This window comes from Bacillus sp. N12A5 (assembly GCF_026790125.1).
GTDB lineage: Bacteria > Bacillota > Bacilli > Bacillales > Bacillaceae > Bacillus.
Genome location: NZ_JALAMR010000011.1, coordinates 16,046 through 39,912, shown reverse-complemented (window position 1 = coordinate 39,912; position 23,867 = coordinate 16,046). Strand labels below are relative to the sequence as shown.

Below are 23,867 nucleotides of genomic sequence, written 5' to 3'. Positions count from 1 at the left end.
GATGATGAAAAAATGCTGTTTATATTTTTAACAATAGCCGCATTGGGATTGTCGTTTTGGGCACAATTTAAAGTGAAGAGCAACTTTGAAAAATATTCAAAAGTGGAAGCCTCAAGCGGACGTACAGGGGCAGAAACGGCAAGACGGATTTTAGATATAAACGGTCTTTACGACGTGCCGGTCGAACCGGTAAGAGGTACTTTAACAGACCATTACGACCCGACAAGACGGGTGGTGCGTTTATCTGAGCCGGTCTATTACGGCCGCTCAATTTCCGCCATATCCGTAGCTTCCCATGAAGTCGGACATGCCTTGCAGCATCAGGAGTCATATGGTGCGCTTGTGCTGAGACACAAAATCTTCCCAGTTGTGAATTTTGCATCCGGTGTAGCTCCTATGCTTTTCTTAGGAGGCATGCTTCTCGGCAGCCTGAATCTCATCGGGCTTGGCATCATTCTGTTTTCAGCAGCTGTCTTTTTCCAGCTGATTACACTGCCTGTCGAATTCAATGCCAGTTCACGCGCGAAGCAGATTATTGTGTCAGAAGGATTCATCCGAAACAATGAAGAAAATGGGGTAAATAAAGTGCTGAGCGCCGCTGCCTTAACGTATGTGGCCGCCGCCCTGGTTTCCCTGTTTGAGCTTCTTCGCTTTGTGATGATCTTCTTAAACGGTCGTAATGAGAATTAACGTTAAGGAGGTGGCCCCTTACCATTTTTATGGTAAGGGCTTTTTTTGCTTATTTTACAATTGATCGCCATTTTTGTTTTGATTGGCATTACGGCTGTTTTTGTTGCAGCGGAATTTGCGATCGTCAAAATCAGAGGCTCAAAAATCAATCAGCTCATCGAAAGCGGTGACAGCCGGGCGCTTGCCGCGCATAAAATCATCTCCAATCTAGACGAGTATTTATCAGCCTGCCAGCTCGGGATTACCATTACAGCTCTCGGCCTCGGATGGCTTGGTGAACCGACATTTGAACGTATGCTTCATCCCTTATTTACAATGACAGGCATGCCGGAACCAATTAACCACATTGTCACATTTGTAGTTGCATTTATCATCGTCACTTTTTTGCATGTGGTGATGGGTGAGCTTGCCCCGAAAACGGTTTCCATTCAAAAGGCTGAAGCTGTCAGTTTATGGATTGCAAAGCCGCTGATCTGGTTTTATAAAATCACATATCCGTTTATTAAAGCATTGAACGGCTCTGCAAGCTTTCTTGTGAAATTGTTTGGCTTTCATTCAGTGAAGGAGCATGAGGTTGTTATCAGCGAAGAGGAACTGAGGCTGATCCTGTCAGAAAGCTATGAAAAGGGAGAAATCAATCAGTCTGAATTCCGCTATGTGAATAAGATTTTTGAATTCGACAACCGGGTAGCAAGAGAGATTATGATTCCGCGGACAGAAATTGCGGTCATTTCTTTGGAGCAGTCGCTTGAAGAAGCGATTCATCACATTATTAATGAACGGTATACTCGCTACCCTGTCATCAAGGATGACAAGGATCATATTTTAGGGATCATCAACAGCAAAGACATGTTTAAAGCCTATTTTCTCGGCCAGCCGATCAAGCTGAAGCAGATCATGAGGCCCGTCATCAGGGTCATTGAAAGCATTCCTGTTCAGCAGCTTTTGATCCGCATGCAAAAGGAGCGGATTCACATGGCGATTCTCGTAGATGAATACGGGGGAACGGCGGGCCTTGTCACTGTTGAGGATATTATCGAGGAAATCGTCGGGGAAATCCGCGATGAATATGATCAGGACGAAGCACCGCACATTTTGAGAAAAGGCGAGCACCATTATGTAATGGATGGAAAAGCGCTTATAGACGAAGTAAACGATCTGCTCGACATTGCCATTGAAAATGAAGAAATTGATACGATTGCAGGCTGGCTTCTGACCCAAAAAATGGAGCTGAAAGCAGGAGATGTGATACACGCAGAGGGTTGTGAATTTAAAATCCTCGACGCCGAAGATCATCACATCCGTTTTGTAGAAATTAAAAAAACCGACTTTTAATAAAAAGCAGCCGAAGAGTGAGCGGCTGTTTTTTTATTGCGGCAGGTGCGTTTTCTGAAAAAGCAATGCTGTGAAGCCTTTTTTCTACATAAGATATACAGACCGGGACAGTTAGGAGGGAGTGGCAGTATGAAAAAGGCTTGGTGGAAGGAAGCGGTTGTCTACCAAATTTACCCCCGCAGTTTTAAAGATTCAAATGGCGACGGAATCGGGGATATTCAGGGGATCAGATCCAAGCTTCCCTACATAAAAGAGCTGGGCGCTGATGTGATCTGGATTTGCCCGCTGTATGATTCACCCAATGCTGATAACGGCTATGATATCAGGGATTACCAAAACATACTAAGCGATTTTGGCACGATGGCTGATTTCGACCAGCTGCTTGATGACATTCATAAGCTGGGCATGAAGCTGATTATGGATCTTGTTGTGAACCATACAAGCGACGAACACCCATGGTTCATCGAATCTCGTTCATCTATACACTCCGAAAAGCGCGACTGGTATATTTGGAAGGATGGCAAGAACGGGAAAGCGCCTAACAATTGGGAAAGTATTTTCGGCGGGCCGGCTTGGCAGTATGATCAAAAGACAAGCCAGTATTATCTTCACCTTTTTGATCAAAAACAGCCTGATTTGAATTGGGAAAATGAAAAGGTGAGAAATGCCGTTTATGACATGATCAATTGGTGGCTTGATAAAGGCATTGACGGATTTCGGGTGGATGCGATTACGCATATTAAGAAAAAAGAAGGGCTTCCTGATCTGCCGAATCCAAAAGGGCTGGACTGCGTGCCTTCTTATCCCTATCATATGAATGCTGAGGGCATTATGGATTTTTTAACAGAGCTGGAGGCAAACACATTTTCCCGCTATCCGATTATGACAGTCGGTGAGGCAAACGGTGTATCTGCAAAGGAAGCGGCTGATTGGGCTGGAGAAAAAAACGGCATCTTCAGCATGATTTTTCAATTTGAGCATCTCGGCCTGTGGGATGTAGAGATCAATGAAAGCATTGATATCGCTTCCTTCAAACGAATCCTAACAGAGTGGCAGGACAGTCTTGAAGGGATCGGCTGGAATGCTCTGTTTATGGAAAACCACGACCAGCCCCGTTCAGTTTCTGTGTGGGGAGACGATGGAGTGTACCTGAAAGAAAGTGCAAAAGCGCTTGCCGCTGTTTATTTTCTCATGAAAGGCACACCGTTTATTTATCAGGGACAGGAACTTGGGATGACAAACGTGGCATTTCCTTCTATTGAGGACTATGATGATGTTGCCATGAAACGCCTGTATGAAACAAAAACGGCGAAAGGCGCGTCACACGAGGATGTAATGAAGATTGTCTGGAAAAAGGGAAGAGACAATTCACGAACACCAATGCAATGGAATGCTGATCCATACGCTGGATTTTCTGAGGCCAAACCGTGGATCGGAATCAATGAGAATTACAAGTGGCTGAATGCCGAGGCGCAAAAAAACGACAAAACATCCGTTTACCATTTTTACAAAAGCTTGATCAAGCTGCGCCAAACATACAATGTTTTTATCGATGGGACATACGAGCTTATGTTACCGGAAGATCAGCAAATCTTTGCATATCTTCGGAAGAGCAATGACCATACTGCACTGATTGCAGCCAATCTGACAGGAACGCCGGCCTTTTTCAAGCATGCCGGATTGCCATTGTCATCAGACGCACTCGTATTGTCAAATGTGGAAACAGAGCCCCACAAGCACATCACATCAGTACTGTTAAAGCCGTATGAAGCAAGAATATATGTATGGTGATCAACTCCAGCCAGAGACTGGAGTTTTTTGTTTTTATCAGGTTTATATGAGCAGTTTAACAGGAAAAAAAGAACACAGAACGAATTAGCAAATGAAGCGGACAAATGAAAGGAGAAACAAATGCTGAAAACATTACAAATCATAACAAATAAACGAGATGAAATGATTGAGATCACCCGCGAGGTGGAAGCGTTTCTTCAAGAAACAGGTGTGACGAGCGGTGCTGCGCTGATTTACTGTCCGCATACGACTGCGGGCATTACAATTAATGAGAATGCCGATCCCGATGTTAAAAAAGATATGCTCAGAAGGTTTGATGAGGTGTATCCATGGGAACACGAGCTGGACCGCCATATGGAGGGCAATACAGCAGCGCATATGAAGTCGAGTACGGTCGGAGCTTCACAGCATGTCATTATTGAAAACGGCCGGCTGATTCTTGGAACGTGGCAGGGCATTTATTTTTGTGAATTTGATGGCCCGCGTACACGGACTTGCTATATCAAAATCATGGGGTAACAGGAGGATTTTTATGACGGATTGGATGAAAGCATTCAAGCGTTAAAGAAAAATGGCTGCTCGCTATCCGCAGGAAGCGGTCCTGCTTGAAAAACGCGGAATGGATATCATCGCACTGCAAGGAAGCGAAGCGGGAGGCCGCCGCGGTTCTTTTCTGCCGGTCAGCGGGGAATCCGCACTTGGCCTTATGTCTTTGATTCCCAGGCGGCAGACGCCGTTTCTCATGTGTGAAGAGTGTTGAAGCATCTGAAGTGTGCAGACGTGGGAACAGACACGTGCCTCACTGCATTGTTTTCAGGAGAGCCTGCTAAGGGGTATAGTCAATCAATGGATGAAAAGAGCACCAGGCTAAGGAAGCAAATGCGCTTCCTTAGCCAGTGCAACACACGTTAACAAAGCCGATGAAAAAACACGCAGCCAAGGAAAAGAATTCCGGGTACATGTCTCTATGGGCCGGGCAATCTGCCGGAATGCTTAACGGGCCCGCTGATGTGAAAATGCTGTTAGCCGAGCTTTGCCGAACGTAACTTGATAAACAGAGGTGACAGATGATGAACATTCTTCAATATTCTTATAAAAAAAGAGGGAAAATTGAGTTTGTATTTGAAGGCTGGCCTCATTCAAAAGTTACAATGGCTCCTATCAAAGGCTACTATTTTGTCCGCTTTATCAAATGGAGCAGCTTAGATCCAATCGTGACAAGAAATGACCTTGAAAAAATGGAGTGGGCTGCGAACCAGTATTTCGGCACAGCCCCTTTTTATCGAAAACGAAAAGCATTTGAAACCCCATCGCCCCGGAAATAGGCGGTGGGGCTTTTAGCGGACGACGCGGTAAAGAGACGGAACATCCAGTCTGGTCGCCTGAGACAGAAGGTAGGCTTTCTGTACGGCTCCTTTTCTTCTAAACGAATTCAGCTTATCAATAATTTGCTGTCCGCTTAAGATTCCAAGACCATGGGCAAAATATTTATCTTCTCCCAGTAAAATCACATTTTCGCCTCTCCACTGCGCTTTTTGCGGATCAAATTCGGGATTCTTAAAATACAAACAATCTCCGAGGAAAAAGTGATGTCCTGTTTCCGTATAGATCGGCAATTTCTCATAATGCCAGTCATATAAAATAATCCTATCAAAGTTGGCATCAAATTTTTCTTCCCCGATTGTATCAATCAAGGCCAGATAATAAATCACAACAATGGCGGTCGCACATTCAAACGCGTAAAACGGGCCGTTTTCTGCGATATCCCGAATCGCTTTTGAAGGCGGCATTCGATATTTCAATTCTAAGGCGCCCTCCGGTGAAACCCTCCAATACGCTGTATTCCCGTATGTTTTTAAAAAAGTGGCAAACTTCGCTCCGCTTTTGTGCAGCGTTTTTGCCGCAGCCACGATATTCATCCGCAGGTTCAGCTCAAACATCAGTTCAGCAATTGAATGGTAATCAAACTGAACGGGCGTCTCAATCATCTCTTTTAACAGCGGATTCAAATTCTTATCAATCTTCCAGTTTTCAATATCTTGGGGACGGAGCAATTGTCCGGATACAATAATCATCTTTAGCCCCCCTTGTTTTTTATAAGATATGCAAAGGGCTTGGGCAATGAAAGCTAAAAAAAACAGAAGACAGCCGAAAAAGAACTTCTTCCATTTTTTATTTTAAAACTTTTTTAAGCAGCCGATATATACTGTATCAAACCCGAAGGAGAAACTGGACATGAAGACTTTTATCAATTGGCTGAAGAAACCGTCTATTTCAAGGAAATTAATCGTCTCATTTATTGCGATTCTTATTATCCCTATTCTTATATTGGAATTTAGTTCTTACCGAAGCGCCAGCGGAAAGCTGGATCAGGAAATCATCGGCAATGCGAAAAACAGTGTCGATACATTTAATACAACTGTTACAAATGACTTGGGAGCAAAAGCGAAAGCAGTTACCTTTTTCAGTGAATCTCTTAAAGGCTCTGCGTTTAAGGGAAAGTCTAATCAAGAAGAGATCAAAGCGAAGTTTTCACAATACGTATCTATCAATCAAGGAGTAGCCAGAATTTATGGAGGCGCAGAAAACGGCACCTACATACAAGCGCCCAAAGAACAATTGCCTGATGGTTACGATCCAAGGCAACGCTCTTGGTATCAAGATGCGATGAAGGCCGGCGGTGAAATTGTCGTGACAGATCCTTACGTAGCTGCGAGTGACGGTAGCATGGTCATTACCATAGCCCAGAAGCTGAAGGACGGATCTGGTGTTGTCGCCATGGATATTACCATTGATAAATTGTTAGAACAGATGAAACAAATCAAGGTTGGAAAAGAAGGCTATGTTTTCATTGCAACGAAAAACAAAACCTATGTCGCCCACCAGAATCATAAGGCTGGAGAAAAGCTGTCAGGAGACTGGGTTGCCAAAATGTATGCCAAAGACAGCGGTGACTTCCAGTACACTCTGGGTAACGAAGATAAAAAGATGACCTATACAACAAATGAACTGACTGGATGGAAAATCGCCGGCACAATGTATATAAGTGAAATCAAGGATGCCTCAAAGTCTGTTCTGATAACAGGCATGATTGTGTTGATCGCTTCCATTGCGGCAGGCGGATTTTTAATTCTGTTTATTGTTCGTTCGATTACAAAACCGTTAAAACGTCTCGTTCAATCATCGAAAACAATCAGCAGCGGAGATCTGACAGAAACGATCGAAATCCGTTCGAAGGATGAGCTTGGAGAACTAGGGGATAGCTTCAATGAAATGGCACAATCTCTCCGCTCATTGATCAGCACTATCCAGGACTCAGTGAACAATGTGGCTGCATCGTCCGAACAGCTCACTGCATCTGCAGGACAGACAAGTAAAGCCACCGAGCATATTACGATGGCGATTGAGCAGTTCTCAAATGGAAACGAGGAGCAAAGCGAGAAAGTTGAATCGAGCTCCCATCAGTTGAACTTAATGAATGAAGGGCTCCAGCAGGTCTCACAAACATCATCAGCTATTACAAAGGCGTCTATCCAATCAACGGAAATTGCCGGAGCGGGTGAAAAGTTCGTCCAGCAGACAGTCGGACAAATGAACTCGATTAATCAATCAGTTCAGCAGGCAGAATCAGTAGTCAAAGGTTTAGAAGGAAAATCAAAAGACATCACAAGCATTTTAAGAGTCATAAACGGCATCGCTGACCAAACAAATCTGCTGGCATTAAACGCAGCCATTGAAGCGGCGCGTGCCGGAGAATCAGGGCGCGGCTTCTCTGTCGTAGCGGAGGAAGTGCGCAAGCTGGCAGTTCAATCTGCTGATTCAGCAAAAGAAATCGAAAAGCTGATCCAAGAAATCGTGGCAGAAATCGAAACCTCTCTTCATATGTTTCAAGCAGTGAATCAGGAAGTACAGTCTGGACTTGTTGTCACAGACAATACAAAAGAAAGCTTCCAGAGCATTTTCAGTATGACAAACGATATTGCCGGCAAATTGCAGACGATGAATTCAACAGTCGAACAGCTGTCAGATCGTTCACAGCATGTTTCAGCGGCAGTCAGCGGCATTGCCGATGTGTCGAAAGAAAGCTCGGCAAGCATCCAAGACATTGCCGCCTCAGCTGAGGAGCAGCTTGCCTCTATGGAAGAAATCAGTTCATCAGCGACCACTCTTGCGCAGATGGCAGAGGAGCTTCGTGATCTCACAAAGCAATTTAAAATCGAATAAAAGCAGAAAAACAGCGCTTATCAAGGCGCTGTTTTTGTATATGGTAAATAATAATAAAGTCCTATCTCATCCGGTGAATTTAGAACTATTTTTCATTTTTACCTTCATTTCCAATGTAATATAAAGGAAGAAGCGCCGATATAATTTGTAAATTATTGAAAGAAGGTTCAAAAGGAAATGAAAAAAACGCTCAATACTATTCGCAGGTCATCAATTGCCAGGAGACTTATTATTTCTTTCCTGCTGATCTTAATGGTTCCCATTACCGTCCTTTCGGTAAGCGCTTATCAATCAGCAGTTGCCTCTCTTGATGTACAGATGACGCAAAGCGCAAAGGAAAATGTTCAAATTTTAGACAATATTATTGATGATAAAATCAGTACGACTGAAAAAAGCCTCTCATTTTTTAGCGATTGGGCTACAGCAGATAAGTTTAAGGAGAAAAAGAAAACCGAGCTGAAACAGGAATTTAAGCAATTCATCCAAATGAATGATAGTGTTGCTGCGGTATTTTCCAGCAGCAAAAACGGAGATTTCACACGTTATCCGTATGCAGACATGCCGAGTGACTTTAATGCTTTGGAACGGGATTGGTACAAAGAAGCAATGGCCAACAAAGGCAAAACAATCGTCACTGAACCTTATGAATCTATTTCGTCAGGAAAAATGGTTGTCACCATCGCCCGCCAGACGGAGGATGGATCAGGTGTTATCGCCATCGATATGAAAATTGATGACCTGGTCACAACCGCGAAAGGAATCAATATCGGAAAAGAAGGCTATGCTTTTATCTTAAGCCAGAACAAAAAAGTCATCGCCTACTCTGGAGAAAAAGCGGGGACAGAGTTAAAAGGGGACTGGGTTGATAGGCTTTACAAAAATAAAAGCGGCGACTTTGAATACACGTACAAAGGCAAAGAGAAGAAAATGGCATATGCCACAAGTGAAACAACAGGCTGGAAAATCAGCGGCACGATGTATGCGGACGAGATCCGCGATGCTGCAAGCAAAGTTCTGGCCATGGCTTCTATCGTTCTGGCGGTTGCCATCGCAGCCGGAATAACGGCGATTTATTTTGTAATTCGGTCTATCACAAAGCCATTAAGACGTATTGTCGCATCAGCTGAAAAAATCAGCGAAGGCGATCTAACTGAAACGATTGAAATCAATTCAAAAGATGAACTTGGCGTTTTGAGCCAGAGCTTCAATCATATGGCCCACTCGCTCCGCTCACTCATTCAGGGCATCAAAGATTCAGTAGAACACGTTGCTTCATCATCAGAAGAACTGACTGCTTCTGCCGACCAGACAAGCAGAGCAACTGAGCATATTACGATGGCCATCGAGCAATTTTCAAACAGCAGCGAAAGCCAAAGCGACAGAATTGAGACGACAACTAAACAAATTAATGAAATGAATGACGGATTGGCCGAACTGGCGCGGGCTGCCGCAGTGATGACAGAAACATCCGCAGACTCAACAGAATTGTCAAGCAAGGGTGAGACACTCGTACAGAAAACAGCCAGCCAAATGAATACGATTGACCATTCCGTGAAAGAGGCGGAACAAGTGGTGAAAGGGCTGGAAATCAAATCGAAGGATATCACGGGTATTTTGCGTGTGATCAACGGCATTGCGGATCAAACCAATCTCCTGGCTTTAAATGCTGCCATTGAAGCGGCCAGAGCGGGAGAATACGGACGGGGCTTCTCTGTCGTCGCAGAGGAAGTGAGAAAACTCGCGGTACAGTCGGCTGACTCAGCAAAAGAAATTGAATCGCTGATCAGCGACATTGTAAAAGAAATTCACACATCATTGAACATGCTCCAGTCCGTAAACAAAGAAGTGGAAACAGGGCTTGTCATGACAGATGAAACAAGACAGAGCTTCAAACATATATCTCACATGGCCAATCAAATTGCTTCTGAACTGCAAAACATGAATGCAACGGTTGAGGGACTATCAGCGGGAGCCCAAGAAATTTCCGCTGCTTCAAATGATATCACTGCCATTTCTAAAGAAAGCTCGGACGGGATCCAAGATATCGCCGCCTCTGCCGAAGAACAGCTGGCATCCATGGAGGAGATCAGTTCATCAGCACAGACACTTGAAAGAATGTCTGAAGAACTCCGTGATCTGACAAAACGGTTTATAGTAGATAAATAATAGGTCTAAATGACTATTTCTAAAATGGGATATTAGTTACTTTTGTTGAATTTCTTCTTTTTTACTGTATATATTTACCCATTTCCTGCCGATATGAAGGGTAGCATAAAAAAGGAGAAATGAATGATGAAAAAAATACTCCAACTCATAAAACAAAGATCAATTACACGGAAGCTTCTCGTTTCCTTTCTGTCGATCCTCATCATACCGGTTGTCATATTGGCGGCCATTGCGTATGAATCGGCAAGCAGCTCACTCGACAAACAGATGATGGGGAGCGCTTTGCAAAATGTACAGCAGTTAAACGAGATTATTAACACCACCATCGGTGAAAAAGAAAACAGTGCTGCTTACTTCAGCGAATGGCTGACAAAAGAAAAATACAATGCCAAAAGCAATGCAAGCATTGCAGAGAAATTCTCACAATATATCAGCATTAACAAGGATGTAGAATCGATTTATACAAGCGACACAAAAGGACACTTTACCCGCTACCCGGATCTTCCGATGCCAAGCGGCTATAATCCGGTTGAACGCGACTGGTATAAAAAAGCGGTTGCAAATAAAGGGAAAGTCGTGATCACTGACCCTTATAAAACCGCTTCAACAAATACGATGGTTGTGACAATCGCCCAGCAGACAAAAGATGGTTCAGGTGTTATCGCAATCAACATGACCATTGAAAATCTGCTGAAAACAACAAAAAAAGTCAACATCGGCACACAAGGCTACGCATTTATCATGACGAAGGACAAAAAGGTTGTTGCCCATCCTAATGAAACGTCAGGGACTGAATTGAAAGGCGACTGGCTCGATAAGATGCTGAATGCTGAGAAAGGCGATTTTCAGTACACCATGAATGGTGATAAGAAAAAAATGGCCTTTGACACAAACAAGCTAACAGGATGGAAAATCGGCGGCACCATGTATTTGGATGAAATTCATGAGGCAGCCCAGCCTGTCCTTCACCTTGCTTTACTTGTCTTGGCCGCAGCTATTATCATAGGGATTATCGTCATGACCTTGATCATTCGGTCGATTACAACGCCGTTGAAACAGCTCGTCGGTTCCTCTAAGCGGATCAGTGAGGGAGATTTGACGGAAACCATTGATATCCGTTCAAAAGATGAATTGGGCGAACTCGGTAAAAGCTTTAACAATATGGCGTCGTCACTTCGCTCTCTCATACACGCCATCCAGGATTCTGTAGACAATGTTGCGGCTTCCTCTGAGGAGCTGACCGCATCAGCCGCGCAAACGAGCAAGGCAACAGAACATATTACATTGGCGATTGAACAATTTTCTAACGGCAATGAAAAACAAAACGAAAACATTGAAACCGCAGCAGAGCACATTTATCAAATGAATGACGGATTGACGAATATGGCTCAAGCTTCTGAAGTGATCACAGATTCATCTGTTCAATCGACAGAAATTGCAAGTGAAGGCGGCAAGCTTGTTCATCAAACCGTCGGCCAAATGAACGTCATTGACAAGTCTGTAAAAGAAGCAGAACAAGTTGTACGCGGATTGGAAACGAAGTCGAAAGATATCACCAATATTTTGCGTGTGATTAACGGTATCGCAGATCAGACGAACCTGCTCGCTCTTAACGCAGCGATTGAAGCGGCGCGTGCAGGCGAGTACGGCCGCGGCTTCTCCGTTGTAGCGGAAGAAGTGAGAAAGCTGGCAGTTCAGTCAGCAGATTCAGCAAAAGAGATTGAAGGATTAATCATCGAAATTGTGAAGGAAATCAATACATCTCTCGGCATGTTCCAGTCTGTCAACCAAGAGGTGCAGACAGGCCTTGACATCACAGATAAAACAGAAATGAGCTTCAAACGCATTTCTGAAATGACGAACCAAATCGCCGGCGAACTGCAAAACATGAGTGCGACGGTTCAGCAGCTTTCTGCGAGCTCCGAGGAAGTTTCGGGCGCATCCGAGCACATCGCATCAATTTCAAAAGAAAGCTCAGCTCATATCCAAGATATCGCGGCATCAGCCGAAGAGCAGCTTGCTTCCATGGAAGAAATCAGCTCGTCAGCAGAAACCCTTTCATCTATGGCAGAAGAGCTTCGCGATATGACCAAACGATTCAAAATCGAATAATTAGCAAAAACACCCTAGCTTATATGCTTGGGTGTTTTTTTTAGTTTTTTTATTAAACCTTTTATCCTAGTTTGACGATATTAGATTTAGCTTAAAGGAGGAGTCAACTAGAATGGGAAAATGTATACAATGGATCAAACAGCCATCGATCAGCAAACCGCTTATCGCTGCATTTCTGGCAGTGCTTATTTTGCCGGTTGGGGTTTTAGCATATTTCAGTTATCAATCAGCGTGGAATGCGTTAGACAGAGAGCTGATTAACAGCGCGAAGGGAAATGTTGAAGAACTTAACAGTACGCTGCAAAATAAACTGGAAGATAAAGTGAAAGCAATAGATTATTATAGTGAGACAATCGATAAAGACATATTACAAGGGAAAAACAAAACCTTACTGAAAGAGAAATTCAAGCAGTACACAACACTTAACGACGACGTAGGAGCAATCTATGCAGCCTCCGAAAGCAAACAGCTTTACAAATATCCGGATAGCGGCGTTCCCAAAGGCTTCGACCCGACAGGACGTGACTGGTACAAACAAGCTGTTGTGAAAAAAGGACAGGCTGTTTTCTCAGAACCATATACTGATGAAGCAACAGGGGATATCGTTGTCACCATTTCAAAACAATTAAAAGACGGCTCAGGTGTCATCGCGCTCGATTTAAATCTGGATGAAGTGCTTACTGCTTCACAGAGAATCAAAATCGGCAAAAATGGTTTTGCATTTATTACAACGGGCAACAAAAAATATATCGCACATCCAACAATTAAGCCTGGGACAACTGGATCCGGCGAGTGGACAAACCAAGTATATTCTAAGGCAGACGGCTCCTTTGAATATACCTTCGAAGGCAAAGAAAAGAAAATGGCCTTTACGACTAATAAACTGACAGGCTGGAAAATCGCTGGAACATACTTTGTCAGTGAATTGCAAAATGCTTCAAGTCCGGTACTGAACACAGCGCTTATCATTCTATGTGTGTCAATTGTGATTGGGGGCATACTCATTCTCTTTATTATCCGTGCCATCACCAAGCCGTTAAGAAAATTAGTCTCAACGTCTGCTAAAATCAGCAGCGGAGATCTCACAGAAGTGATTGACATTCACTCGAAAAACGAGTTTGGCCAGCTTGGCGAAAGCTTTAATGAAATGTCTGCCTCATTGCGCTCTGTCATTGGTGTCATTCAAACGTCTGTAGAAAACGTTGCATCATCTTCTGAAGAGCTGACAGCAAGCGCAGCCCAAACGAGCAAAGCAACTGAACACATTACACTCGCCATCGAACAGTTCTCAGATGGCAATGAGGCGCAAAGCGAGAAACTGGAGGAAAGCTCAAACCATCTTTCTCAAATGAACGACGGGATTTCAAAAGTGGCTCAGGCCTCTTCAACCATTACGAAATCTTCGATCCAGTCCTCTGAAGCAGCGGGCAGCGGAGAAAAGCTGGTTGAGCACACAGTCGGCCAAATGAAAACAATCGACCAATCCGTTCAAAAAGCGGAGGCTGTTGTAAAGGGCCTTGAAACAAAATCGCAAGACATCACAAGCATCTTGAATGTGATTAACGGCATTGCTGACCAAACCAACCTGCTGGCATTAAATGCTGCGATTGAAGCGGCAAGAGCGGGAGAATACGGAAGAGGCTTCTCAGTAGTTGCAGAAGAGGTTAGAAAACTTGCCGTGCAATCAGCAGACTCTGCCAAGGAAATTGAAGGGTTAATTCAAGAGATTGTCAGAGAAATCAGCACCTCACTTTCCATGTTCCAATCTGTGAATCATGAAGTGAAGGAAGGCTTGCAGATTACTGACCAAACAGCGGAAAGCTTCAAACAAATCTATGAGATGACAACCCAAATTTCCAGTGAATTGCAAAGCCTGAACGCAACGGTGGAACAGCTGTCATCCGGATCACAGGAAGTGTCAAGTGCGGTTGAAGACATTTCTGCAGTGGCGAAAGAAAGCTCCGCAGGCATTCAGGACATCGCAGCTTCGGCGGAAGAACAGCTTGCGTCCATGGAAGAAATCAGCTCTTCTGCTGAAACGCTGGCAAACATGGCGGAAGAACTTCAGGACATCACGAAGAAATTTAAAATTGAATCATAATAGAGAGAGAAAGCGGCATATCTGCTGCTTTCTTTTTTATTGCAAACAAAAATAAACAAAAAGAATTCAAAAATAAACAAAGATCATATATAATGAAAACGGATACAAATAAAAGGGACGGAGGAATATCATGATGGTGAAACAAGTATGGGATTCAGAACATGCTGCACAGCTGCAAAAAGGCGTAGAGGAATTGGTGTACAGGTCCAATCTGATCGGGTCAGATCGCACTGTCTGCAACTGGGGCGGCGGGAATACGTCTATGAAAACAACGGAAAAGGATTTCAGAGGGCGTGAAACAGAAGTCATGTGGGTGAAAGGAAGCGGTTCTGATCTGGCAACAATGAAAGCGCATAACTTTACTGGTTTGAAATTAGGTGACATCCGCCCGCTAATCGAAAGGGATCAGATGTCAGACGAAGAAATGGTAGACTATTTGTCTCATTGTATGATAGACAGCAAACATCCCCGTCCTTCAATTGAAACGCTGTTACACGCTTTTCTGCCATACAATCATGTTGACCATACCCATCCCGATGCGATTATCAGCATTTGCTGCGCTGACAATGGAAAACAAATCGCTGAAGACTTATACGGAAACCGGTTTGTATGGGTGCCATATGTACGTCCGGGATTTACTTTGTCTAAAATGATCGCTGAAGGCGTAGCGAACAATCCCTATGCCGAGCTTGTGTTAATGGAGAAACATGGCTTAGTCACTTGGGGTGAGACGTCCGAAGCATGTTATGAAAAAACGATATCCATCATTCAAGAAGCTGAGCGGTATATTAACGATCGGATCAATCAGCATGAGATATTCGGCGGCAAAAGATATCAGCCCCTGCCGGAAGATCAAAGAAAACAAATCTTGGCAGGCATCATGCCTGTGATCAGAGGAGCTGTAAGCGAAGAAAAGAAAATGATCCTTTCCTATGATGATCATGATGACGTCTTGGAATTTGTCAACAGTGCCCAAGCGCCAGCGCTTTCGCAAATCGGTGCAGCATGCCCGGATCACCTTGTTCATACAAAGCGGGTTCCGCTGTACATTGAGTGGAATCCGGAAACTCAAGATGTGCAGAAGCTGGCGGATCTGATCAAATCAGGAGTCGAGCGTTTTGCATCAGAATATCAGGATTATTTTACACGCAATCAGCAGGAAGGGGATCAAATCTTTGAATCAGCCCCGCGGGTGATATTGATTCCTGGCATTGGAATGGTGAATACGGGAAAAAGTTATGCCATGTCTAAAGTGAGCGGTGATTTATACCGGAGAGCCATCGCCGTCATGAAAGGGTCAACAGCTCTTGGCCGCTTTGTTTCTTTAAACGAAAATGAATCCTATCATGTCGAATATTGGCCGCTAGAATTATATAAGCTCACGCTTGCACCGCCGGAAGCAGAATTTTCTCGTAAAGTAGCGTTGATCACAGGAGGAGCCGGCGGAATTGGCAGTGCAGCATGCCGCCGCTTTGCAGCGGAAGGGGGTCACGTGATCGCAGCTGACCTGAATATAGAAGGTGCGCAGAAAATTGCCGGGGAAATAAACGAAGCATACGGAGAAGGACGGGCAATAGCTGTCAAAATGGATGTGACAAAAGAAGACGACGTACTGTCAGCCTTTGAACAAGCGGCGCTTGCTTACGGAGGCATTGATATCGTTGTCAATAATGCCGGGCTGGCCACATCAAGCCCATTTGACGAAACAAGTCTAAAAGAATGGAATCTTAATATGAATGTGTTAGGAACAGGCTATTTTCTTGTGGCCCGTGAAGCATTTAAACAGATGAAACAGCAAAACAGAGGGGGAAGCATGGTCTTTGTCGGATCAAAAAATTCGGTTTATGCAGGGAAAAACGCCTCTGCCTACAGCTCGGTTAAGGCGCTTGAAACCCATTTGGCAAGATGCATCGCAGCAGAAGGAGGAGAATACGGCATTCGGGTCAACTCCGTTTTGCCTGATGCGGTTCTTCAAGGATCAGCAATCTGGGGATCAAGCTGGCGGGAGGAACGAGCCGCGGCGTATGGGATTGAGCCAGATCAGCTGGAGGAACATTATCGGAAACGCACGGCGTTGCTCGTCAATATTTATCCGCAGGATATTGCAGAAGCCATTGCATTCTTCGCTTCTTCTAAAGCCGAAAAGACAACAGGCTGCATGCTCACGGTAGACGGCGGCGTCCCTGCTGCTTTCACGCGTTAGAAGTATGCTATGATAGAAAAAAATAAGACGGATTACCATATGAGGAAGGGCGTTACCAATGCTAGTAGCAGAACGGCAGCAAAAAATAGTGGAATTAGTAAATATGCGTTCAAGTATCCGCGTTTCAGAATTAAGTGACATATTTTCTGTCACAGAAGAAACCATTCGGCGTGACCTTGAGAAGCTTGAGAAAGAACATAAACTGAGCCGGAGCCACGGGGGAGCGGTCAGTATTCAGCAGCAGGAATCAGAAGTGCATTTTTCTGAACGGGAAATCACAAATGTCATTGAAAAAAAAGCCATCGCTCACGAAGCGGCCAAATATGTAAAGAGCGGAGACCGAATTATTCTCGATGCAAGCACCACCGCCTGGTATATGGCGAAAATACTCCCTGATATAGAGCTCACTGTCATAACAAACTCAATGAAGGCAGCCATTGAACTCAGCAATAAAGAAAACATATCAGTCATTTCAACAGGCGGCATTTTGCTGGCAAAATCATTATCATTTGCCGGCCCATTAGCTGAGCGTTCGCTTGAGACCTATCATGTCAATAAAACCTTTCTGTCATGTAAAGGATTTGACGTAAACAACGGGATGAGTGACTCAAATGAGTGGCAGGCGCTGCTCAAAAAACGGATGATTGAAAGGTCTGATCAGACCATTTTGATGGCCGATTCAAGCAAATGGGGGAACCGCGAGTTTTCACATATCGCCTCGCTGCAAGATATCAGCCGCCTGATTACGGATTCTGGGCTTGATCCGGCATCGGTAAAAGCTCTGGAGAACAAAAAGGTGAAAGTGACAGCTGTTCCCCTTCCGAAGAGAGGGTGAAAGAATGATTTATACCGCCATTGATATAGGCGCATCAAGCGGGAGGGTCATGGTTGGTGAACTGAAGGAAGGAAAGCTTGCCATACAAGAGATCCACAGATTCGCTAACGGCTTCATTCAAAGAGACGGACATTGCTTTTGGGATATCGATGATTTGTTAAAACAAATCTTGCAAGGGCTGCAAAAGGTGAAATCACTTGGGTATGAACGATGCACCGTCGGCATTGATACTTGGGCAGTTGATTATGTCTTGGTGGATGAAAAAGGAAATCGTTTGCAGGAAGTGATGTCCTACCGGGATAGAAGAACAGAACACACCATGGGCAAACTTGAACAAATCCTGTCAAAGGATACAATCTATCAAAAAACAGGAATACAATTTCAGCGTTTTAACACGATTTATCAATTGTATGAAGATGACAGAGAGCTGCTGAAGAAAACAGATCGGATTGTAATGGTTCCTGATTATTTAGGCTATTGTTTAACCGGAAAAGCCGTAACAGAAATCACAAATGCGTCCACAACACAGCTTTTAAACGTCTCAACCGGACAGTTTGATCATGAATTACTTAAAGCAGTGTCTATTCAAGAACATCAATTTGCGCCGCTGACTGAGCCAGGGTGTGAGCTCGGCATGCTGAGAAATGATTGGTTCCCGGATTATGATCTGCCGGCTTGCAAAGTGATGACAGTCGCAACGCATGATACTGCCTCGGCTGTCATCGCAGCGCCAGGCCTCAACGATGGCTGGGCATATATCAGCAGCGGGACTTGGTCGTTAATCGGGGTTGAAAGCAAAACACCGATAGTAACTAGTTCGGCTTTAAAAAACAATTATACAAATGAACGCGGCGCAAACAACACCATTCGCTTTCTCAAAAACATTATCGGCATGTGGGTAATACAAGAGGTAAGAAAGGAACTACAAGGAGATTACTCTTTCCAGCAGCTAGCAGCAGAAGCCCGAAAAACAGCACCATTCCAGCAGTTTATAAACTTAAATGATGAACGTTTCCTGAATCCGGAAAGCATGATAGAGGAAATACAACATTATTGCAGAGAAACCCGCCAGAAGATTCCCCGCACTGCAGGCGAACTTGCCTGCTGCATCTACAGCAATTTAGCCATCATCTATGCGATAGCCATCCAAGAGCTGGAAACGATCACCGGAAAATCGATTCAGCAGCTTCATATCATCGGCGGCGGAGCCCAAAATGATTTCTTAAATCAATTAACGGCAGACATGAGCGGAAAAGCAGTATACGCAGGGCCCATAGAGGCAACCGCTATCGGAAATGTGCTGATGCAAATGATTGCTGCCAAAGAAGTCAAAGACATAAAAGAAGCAAGGGAAACCGTCAGAAACTCTTTTCCGATCAAAGTGTTTACACCAAAAGACATGGACAGAAGCACGATCATTCAGTCATATTGCCAAGTTGATTTGAAAGCGCTATCTAAAAGATTATGAGGTGATCAGGTTTGATAAGAAAAGCCAGTATCATGTTTGTCCATCAAGACAAATACGATGAATACAAACAGCGGCATGATGACATTTGGCCTGAAATGGCAGAAGCACTCAAAGCTCATGGAGCGCACCATTATTCCATTTTTTTAGATGAAGAAACAGGCCGGTTATTTGCTTACTTAGAAATAGAGGACGAAGAGAAGTGGAGAAGGATGGCGGACACAGAAATTTGCCGGAGATGGTGGAAATCAATGTCGCCATTAATGAAAACAAATCCGGATTTCAGCCCTGTTTCGATAGATCTAAAGGAAGTTTTTTATTTGGATTAAAAAACTGAAAAAGGGAGAGAGCCATATGACCAATTATGACAGTGCAAAACAGGCCTATGAAAAATGGGGAGTTGATGTGGAAGAGGCACTTCGGCAATTAGAGCAAGTGCCCATTTCAATCCATTGCTGGCAGGGGGACGACATTGAAGGGTTTGAGGTAAACAAGGGTGAGCTTTCAGGCGGAATTGACGTAACCGGCAATTATCCCGGCAAAGCACAAACCCCTGATGAATTAAGAAGTGATTTGGAGAAGGCTCTTTCTCTCATTCCTGGAAAGCACCGCGTAAACCTGCATGCGATATATGCAGAAACAAACGGGGAAGCGATAGAACGAGACGAATTGAAGCCGCAGCATTTTGAAAACTGGGTGAAATGGGCGAAAGATCTCGGTCTCGGTTTAGATTTTAATCCCACCTTGTTTTCGCATGAGAAAGCGGCAGACGGACTCACCCTTTCACACCCCGATCCGAACATCAGGGAATTTTGGATCAGGCATTGCATCGCGTGCCGCCGTATTGGAGAATATTTCGGGAAAGAATTAGGCACCCCCTGCTTGACGAATATTTGGATTCCCGACGGCTATAAGGATATTCCGAGTGACAGGCTGACACCGCGTAAAAAGTTAAAAGAATCACTGGATCGGATCTTCGCGGAGGAGATCAGTGAACAACACAATCTTGATTCGGTCGAGAGCAAGCTGTTCGGGCTTGGTTCCGAGTCATATGTTGTCGGCTCTCATGAATTTTATTTAGCTTATGCTTTGACGAAACATAAGCTTTGTTTACTTGATACAGGCCATTTCCATCCGACTGAAACGGTATCAAACAAAATATCGTCTATGCTGCTTTACACAGACAAACTCGCCCTGCATGTATCCCGTCCCGTTCGCTGGGATAGCGACCATGTTGTGGTTCTGGATGATGAACTGAGGGAAATCGCGCTTGAAATTGTCCGCAATCAGGCTCTCGAGAAGGTTGCCATCGGCCTCGATTTTTTTGATGCCAGCATTAACCGTGTTGCCGCTTGGACCATCGGGACGAGAAATATGATCAAAGCTATATTATATGCCTTGCTTCTCCCGAACGGCTATTTAAAACAATTGCAGGAAGAGGGCCGTTATACAGAAAGGCTGGCCCTTATGGAGGAATTCAAAACATATCCGTTCGGTGCCATCTGGGATTCCTACTGTGAGCAACAGGGCGTGCCGGTAAAGGAGGCATGGCTTCATGACATAAAAGAATATGAACAAAAGGTGCTTTTAAAAAGGAGGGCATCTACTCCGATTGTCTAATAAAAAAATCCGCCGCGGCATATGCACGCGGCAGATTTTTTTAGGCTTGATCAGCAGGGTACACAATTCCCATTTGCTTTCTTGCTTCTTCCATGATTTTGGCGGTGATCAAAGACCGTTCAAACGTATTTTCTTCAGATTCCTGCTTATTCTCTTTTATGAGCGTGACAAATTCTTCTGCTTCATAGAACATCGCCGGTTTAGGGTCGGGAATCGAAATGTTCTCCAGACGGCCGTCACGATAGCGGATTTCTACACGTTCAGGCCGGTGAATCGTATCGATCACAATCGTTCCGTCTTCACCTTGAATTTCCGCCGGGGCATAGGAAGTAGAGATTTTAGAATGCATTAGAACGGCTTCGAACCCGTCGTAAGACAGAATGACGGTTCCTTCTCCATCCACTCCGGAAGATAATGCATATCCGTTCGCCTTTACATCCCGCGGCTCACCAAACAGCACGACAGCAGGATAAATACAATAGACGCCGATATCCATTAATGACCCATTGGAAAGCTCAGGCTGAAATGCATTCAAGACGGTTCCGTTTCTGAACGCATCATACCGTGAGGAGTACTGGCAGTAGCTTGCGGTAAATCTGCGGACAGTGCCGATTTTATGTATGTGGTTTTTCAGCTCTTTGAAATTCGGCAGGAAAGTGGACTTCATTGCTTCCATCAGGACAACGCCGTTTTCCTTAGCCGCTGAAATCATCTCCTTTGTTTCTTTTGCATTCGAAGCAAACGGCTTCTCGCAAAGCACATGCTTGCCATGGTTCATAAAGAGAACAGCTTGTTCCTTGTGCAAGGCATTCGGGCTGGCTATGTATACGGCATCAAAGCAGTCGCTTGCCGCCATTTCCTGAAGGTTTGTGAAGGTGTGCTCAGCTCCGTGTTTAGCGGCAAACTCAGCAGCGCGTTCAGCTGATCTTGAATAAACAGCTGTCAGCTGAAAATCTTTGATTTCCCCTGCTGACTCAAGAAAGCGCTCTGTAATCCAGTTGGTTCCTATAATCGCAAATCGTATCACGTTTATCGCTCCTTTTGTATGTTATAGCTAAATTATAGCTTAAAAAGAAGAAAAGCACATGATAGATCAAATCACATATATAGAGCAAGGAAGTTTTTCCAGCAATTAGCGGTTATTATTTTTCATTATAGGGACGATAGTGTACAATTTAATTAAACTAAGTATGACGGAGGAACGATAGTGGAGACGTTGCAAACATGGAGCGGCAGATTCAAGCGATTCTTCTTGGACAATAAGTTTGTATTATTTTTGCTTGTGCTGCTGTTGATTGGTTTAAATATTCTTGTTTTTACAAAAACATCATTCATTTTCACCCCGATTATTGTTCTGCTCAAAACGATTTCATTGCCGATCATTTTAACAGGCATAGTGTTCTATCTGTTAAACCCAGTCGTCGATTTTCTTGAGAGAAGAAGAATCAGAAGAATCTATTCTATTTTGCTGTTATATCTATTGATTATCGGGCTGATCACGATTACGATCGTGTCCATCATCCCCTTTTTAAAAGAACAAATTATGAGTTTGATCGATAACATCCCAAGGTATGTGGATATCGTTGAAAATCAAACAAAACAGCTGATCGGCAGCAACTTTGTCAATCAGGCCCAGCAAACGATGAACATCAATATATCTGATCTCGCAACAAAGGTTTCAGATCAGGCGGCGACGATTGTGAACAGCACCTTTACCGGCGTTGGAAATTTTATCGGCGCGTTGACTGAGATTATCATTTCGATCGTCACGGTTCCGTTTATTCTTTTTTATTTGCTGAAAGATGGGAAAAAATTGCCGGTTTACATACTGAAGTTTGTGCCGACGCGATTGAAGGAACAGACATACACAGTCTTAAGTGAAATGAATCATCGATTGAGCTCTTATATCAGGGGCCAGATCATTGTCAGCTTTTGTATCGGGTTTTTGCTGTTTATCGGTTATTTGATTATCGGACTGGATTATGCCTCACTGCTAGCCATCATTGCGGCTTGTACAAGCATCGTTCCGTATTTAGGGCCGACGATTGCCATTACGCCAGCGATTATCATCGCCATAGTGACATCGCCGCTCATGCTGCTTAAGCTGGTCATTGTATGGACTATCGTGCAGCTGATTGAAGGGAAACTGATTTCTCCGCAAATTATGGGGAAAAACCTTCACATCCATCCAATTACGATTATTTTTCTGCTGTTAACAGCCGGCAAGCTGTTTGGTGTTGTTGGAATTATTCTGGCCATTCCGGGCTATGCAGTTGCCAAAGTCATTACGACACATTTATTTGACTGGTTTAAAATGCAGTCACATTTATACGATGAAGAAAAAAATGAAAATACGTCAGGTCATAAAGTGTGATTTTCGTTTATAGTTATATAAGACGGGCTTTCCATTTATGGAAAGCTCCCGTTATGTAAAAAATAAATGTCTAATGGGGAGAATTAAAATCATGACTCTATGGGAATTGTTTGTAGCTGCCATTTTAGGAATCGTAGAAGGATTAACAGAGTACGCGCCGGTTTCTTCGACAGGACATATGATCATAGTAGACGATATCTGGCTGAAATCAAACAATCTGATGTCAGAAGAAGCTGCCAATTCATTCAAAGTGGTTATTCAGCTAGGTTCCATTTTAGCAGTAGCGATCGTTTTTAAAGACAGAATTTTGAATTTGCTCGGTCTGAAAAAGAATATTACAAGCGACCAGGAACAGGGACATAAATTAAGCATTGCGCAAATTGCCGTCGGGCTCGTGCCTGCAGCTGTTCTCGGCTTTTTGTTTGAGGATTACATTGATGAATATTTATTTTCCGTTAAAACTGTGGCCTTCGGTTTAATCGCTGGGGCAGTCCTGATGCTGTTTGCTGATTGGGTAAATAAACGGAAATCAGCAACAGACACCCTCGACCGCATTTCCTATAAGCAGGCGATAGGGGTCGGTTTATTCCAATGTCTCGCCCTTTGGCCAGGTTTCTCGCGCTCCGGTTCAACGATTTCCGGGGGCGTTATTCTCGGATTAAACCACCGAGCGGCAGCCGACTTTACGTTTATTATGGCGATGCCGATCATGATGGGAGCCAGCTTTTTAAGCCTCGTGAAGCATTGGGACAGCTTAAGCTCGGATCTGATGCCGTTTTTCATCGTCGGTTTCATCTGTGCCTTTGTTGTCGCATTGTTTGTCGTCCGTTTCTTCTTAAGACTGATTAACAAAATTAAACTTGTCCCATTTGCAATCTACCGAATCATTCTCGGTGTGATTTTACTTTTCATTATGATGTAAATCGAAAAATAAGGCTCTTGTGGAGCCTT

The 23,867-nt window shown here is 44.0% G+C and carries 19 protein-coding genes and 1 pseudogene; 18 read left to right on the top strand and 2 right to left on the bottom strand.

The features are described 5' to 3' along the window. Window positions 1-12: 12 nt before the first annotated feature. The 6 genes from MOC09_RS13670 to MOC09_RS13645 all read left to right on the top strand — a co-directional run bounded on the left by MOC09_RS13670 (window position 13) and on the right by MOC09_RS13645 (window position 5,141). On the top strand, window positions 13-690 hold the full coding sequence (locus tag MOC09_RS13670) for a zinc metallopeptidase (protein ID WP_003220791.1): 678 nt from the start codon (window positions 13-15) through the stop codon (window positions 688-690). 45 nt (window positions 691-735) lie between these two features. Continuing rightward, the gene (locus MOC09_RS13665) at window positions 736-2,025 is read left to right on the top strand and encodes a hemolysin family protein (RefSeq protein ID WP_268370835.1); all 1,290 of its coding nucleotides are present in this window, start codon (window positions 736-738) and stop codon (window positions 2,023-2,025) included. A 129-nt stretch (window positions 2,026-2,154) separates the two neighbouring features. Further along, a complete protein-coding gene (locus tag MOC09_RS13660) occupies window positions 2,155-3,816 on the top strand; it encodes a glycoside hydrolase family 13 protein (RefSeq protein WP_268370833.1) in 1,662 nt (553 codons plus the stop codon). A 120-nt stretch (window positions 3,817-3,936) separates the two neighbouring features. Next, complete coding sequence (locus MOC09_RS13655; protein ID WP_268359307.1) at window positions 3,937-4,335, top strand: secondary thiamine-phosphate synthase enzyme YjbQ; 399 nt, start codon at window positions 3,937-3,939, stop codon at window positions 4,333-4,335. Window positions 4,336-4,387: 52 nt separating this feature from the next. After that, window positions 4,388-4,576: a hypothetical protein gene (locus tag MOC09_RS20265; RefSeq protein ID WP_419901066.1), complete on the top strand. Its 189-nt coding sequence runs from the start codon at window positions 4,388-4,390 to the stop codon at window positions 4,574-4,576. A 310-nt stretch (window positions 4,577-4,886) separates the two neighbouring features. Beyond that, on the top strand, window positions 4,887-5,141 hold the full coding sequence (locus MOC09_RS13645) for a hypothetical protein (protein WP_268359312.1): 255 nt from the start codon (window positions 4,887-4,889) through the stop codon (window positions 5,139-5,141). A 12-nt stretch (window positions 5,142-5,153) separates the two neighbouring features. Here the strand turns inward: MOC09_RS13645 and MOC09_RS13640 are convergent, their stop codons facing one another. Then, entirely contained in the window at window positions 5,154-5,891 is a 738-nt protein-coding gene (locus MOC09_RS13640; protein ID WP_268359313.1) for a protein-glutamine gamma-glutamyltransferase, read from the bottom strand. 160 nt (window positions 5,892-6,051) lie between these two features. Here MOC09_RS13640 and mcpB point away from each other — a divergent pair, with 160 nt between their 5' ends. The 10 genes and pseudogenes from mcpB to rhaA all read left to right on the top strand — a co-directional run bounded on the left by mcpB (window position 6,052) and on the right by rhaA (window position 20,542). Then, window positions 6,052-8,040 carry a methyl-accepting chemotaxis protein McpB gene (gene mcpB / locus MOC09_RS13635; RefSeq protein ID WP_268359315.1) on the top strand — a complete coding sequence of 663 codons (1,989 nt, stop codon included), beginning with the start codon at window positions 6,052-6,054 and terminating at the stop codon, window positions 8,038-8,040. Window positions 8,041-8,217: 177 nt separating this feature from the next. Beyond that, window positions 8,218-10,206 (top strand): methyl-accepting chemotaxis protein, encoded by a 1,989-nt coding sequence (locus MOC09_RS13630; protein WP_268359317.1) that lies wholly within the window; start codon window positions 8,218-8,220, stop codon window positions 10,204-10,206. A 123-nt stretch (window positions 10,207-10,329) separates the two neighbouring features. Next, a pseudogene (mcpA, locus tag MOC09_RS20260) lies at window positions 10,330-11,373 on the top strand (methyl-accepting chemotaxis protein); the annotation flags it as partial. Beyond that, window positions 11,368-12,318 carry a methyl-accepting chemotaxis protein gene (locus MOC09_RS20255; RefSeq protein WP_369877620.1) on the top strand — a complete coding sequence of 317 codons (951 nt, stop codon included), beginning with the start codon at window positions 11,368-11,370 and terminating at the stop codon, window positions 12,316-12,318. The pseudogene mcpA and the gene MOC09_RS20255, both read left to right, overlap by 6 nt. Before the next feature lie 112 nt (window positions 12,319-12,430). Further along, window positions 12,431-14,419 (top strand): methyl-accepting chemotaxis protein TlpB, encoded by a 1,989-nt coding sequence (gene tlpB, locus MOC09_RS13620; protein WP_268370831.1) that lies wholly within the window; start codon window positions 12,431-12,433, stop codon window positions 14,417-14,419. Window positions 14,420-14,552: 133 nt separating this feature from the next. Further along, a complete protein-coding gene (locus tag MOC09_RS13615) occupies window positions 14,553-16,622 on the top strand; it encodes a bifunctional aldolase/short-chain dehydrogenase (RefSeq protein ID WP_268370868.1) in 2,070 nt (689 codons plus the stop codon). Between the two features lie 58 nt (window positions 16,623-16,680). Continuing rightward, the gene (rhaR, locus tag MOC09_RS13610; RefSeq protein ID WP_268359322.1) at window positions 16,681-17,457 is read left to right on the top strand and encodes a rhamnose catabolism operon transcriptional regulator RhaR; all 777 of its coding nucleotides are present in this window, start codon (window positions 16,681-16,683) and stop codon (window positions 17,455-17,457) included. 4 nt (window positions 17,458-17,461) lie between these two features. Beyond that, window positions 17,462-18,925 carry a rhamnulokinase gene (rhaB, locus tag MOC09_RS13605; RefSeq protein ID WP_268370830.1) on the top strand — a complete coding sequence of 488 codons (1,464 nt, stop codon included), beginning with the start codon at window positions 17,462-17,464 and terminating at the stop codon, window positions 18,923-18,925. 11 nt (window positions 18,926-18,936) lie between these two features. Then, window positions 18,937-19,251 (top strand): L-rhamnose mutarotase, encoded by a 315-nt coding sequence (gene rhaM, locus MOC09_RS13600; protein ID WP_268370828.1) that lies wholly within the window; start codon window positions 18,937-18,939, stop codon window positions 19,249-19,251. Window positions 19,252-19,276: 25 nt separating this feature from the next. Then, window positions 19,277-20,542, top strand: a complete 1,266-nt coding sequence (rhaA, locus tag MOC09_RS13595; protein WP_268370826.1) for an L-rhamnose isomerase — start codon at window positions 19,277-19,279, stop codon at window positions 20,540-20,542. A 40-nt stretch (window positions 20,543-20,582) separates the two neighbouring features. Here rhaA and MOC09_RS13590 read toward each other — a convergent pair whose 3' ends face one another. Further along, window positions 20,583-21,569, bottom strand: coding sequence for a Gfo/Idh/MocA family protein (locus tag MOC09_RS13590; protein ID WP_268370824.1), 987 nt, complete (start codon window positions 21,567-21,569; stop codon window positions 20,583-20,585). A gap of 180 nt (window positions 21,570-21,749) precedes the next feature. On the opposite strand from MOC09_RS13590, the gene MOC09_RS13585 reads away from it, so the two are divergent. Then, window positions 21,750-22,916 (top strand): AI-2E family transporter, encoded by a 1,167-nt coding sequence (locus tag MOC09_RS13585; protein ID WP_268370822.1) that lies wholly within the window; start codon window positions 21,750-21,752, stop codon window positions 22,914-22,916. A gap of 91 nt (window positions 22,917-23,007) precedes the next feature. Next, the gene (locus MOC09_RS13580) at window positions 23,008-23,838 is read left to right on the top strand and encodes an undecaprenyl-diphosphate phosphatase (RefSeq protein ID WP_268359333.1); all 831 of its coding nucleotides are present in this window, start codon (window positions 23,008-23,010) and stop codon (window positions 23,836-23,838) included. Window positions 23,839-23,867 lie beyond the last annotated feature (29 nt).

Coding starts and splice junctions, on each gene's coding strand:
- MOC09_RS13640 (WP_268359313.1), bottom strand. CDS start 5,891: ATGATTATTGTATCCGGACAATTGCTCCGTCCCCAAGATATTGAAAAC.
- rhaB (WP_268370830.1), top strand. CDS start 17,462: ATGATTTATACCGCCATTGATATAGGCGCATCAAGCGGGAGGGTCATG.
- MOC09_RS13630 (WP_268359317.1), top strand. CDS start 8,218: ATGAAAAAAACGCTCAATACTATTCGCAGGTCATCAATTGCCAGGAGA.
- MOC09_RS13660 (WP_268370833.1), top strand. CDS start 2,155: ATGAAAAAGGCTTGGTGGAAGGAAGCGGTTGTCTACCAAATTTACCCC.
- MOC09_RS13655 (WP_268359307.1), top strand. CDS start 3,937: ATGCTGAAAACATTACAAATCATAACAAATAAACGAGATGAAATGATT.
- MOC09_RS13580 (WP_268359333.1), top strand. CDS start 23,008: ATGACTCTATGGGAATTGTTTGTAGCTGCCATTTTAGGAATCGTAGAA.
- MOC09_RS13645 (WP_268359312.1), top strand. CDS start 4,887: ATGAACATTCTTCAATATTCTTATAAAAAAAGAGGGAAAATTGAGTTT.
- tlpB (WP_268370831.1), top strand. CDS start 12,431: ATGGGAAAATGTATACAATGGATCAAACAGCCATCGATCAGCAAACCG.
- MOC09_RS20265 (WP_419901066.1), top strand. CDS start 4,388: ATGGCTGCTCGCTATCCGCAGGAAGCGGTCCTGCTTGAAAAACGCGGA.
- MOC09_RS13670 (WP_003220791.1), top strand. CDS start 13: ATGCTGTTTATATTTTTAACAATAGCCGCATTGGGATTGTCGTTTTGG.
- MOC09_RS20255 (WP_369877620.1), top strand. CDS start 11,368: ATGGCGTCGTCACTTCGCTCTCTCATACACGCCATCCAGGATTCTGTA.
- mcpB (WP_268359315.1), top strand. CDS start 6,052: ATGAAGACTTTTATCAATTGGCTGAAGAAACCGTCTATTTCAAGGAAA.
- MOC09_RS13615 (WP_268370868.1), top strand. CDS start 14,553: ATGGTGAAACAAGTATGGGATTCAGAACATGCTGCACAGCTGCAAAAA.
- rhaR (WP_268359322.1), top strand. CDS start 16,681: ATGCTAGTAGCAGAACGGCAGCAAAAAATAGTGGAATTAGTAAATATG.
- rhaA (WP_268370826.1), top strand. CDS start 19,277: ATGACCAATTATGACAGTGCAAAACAGGCCTATGAAAAATGGGGAGTT.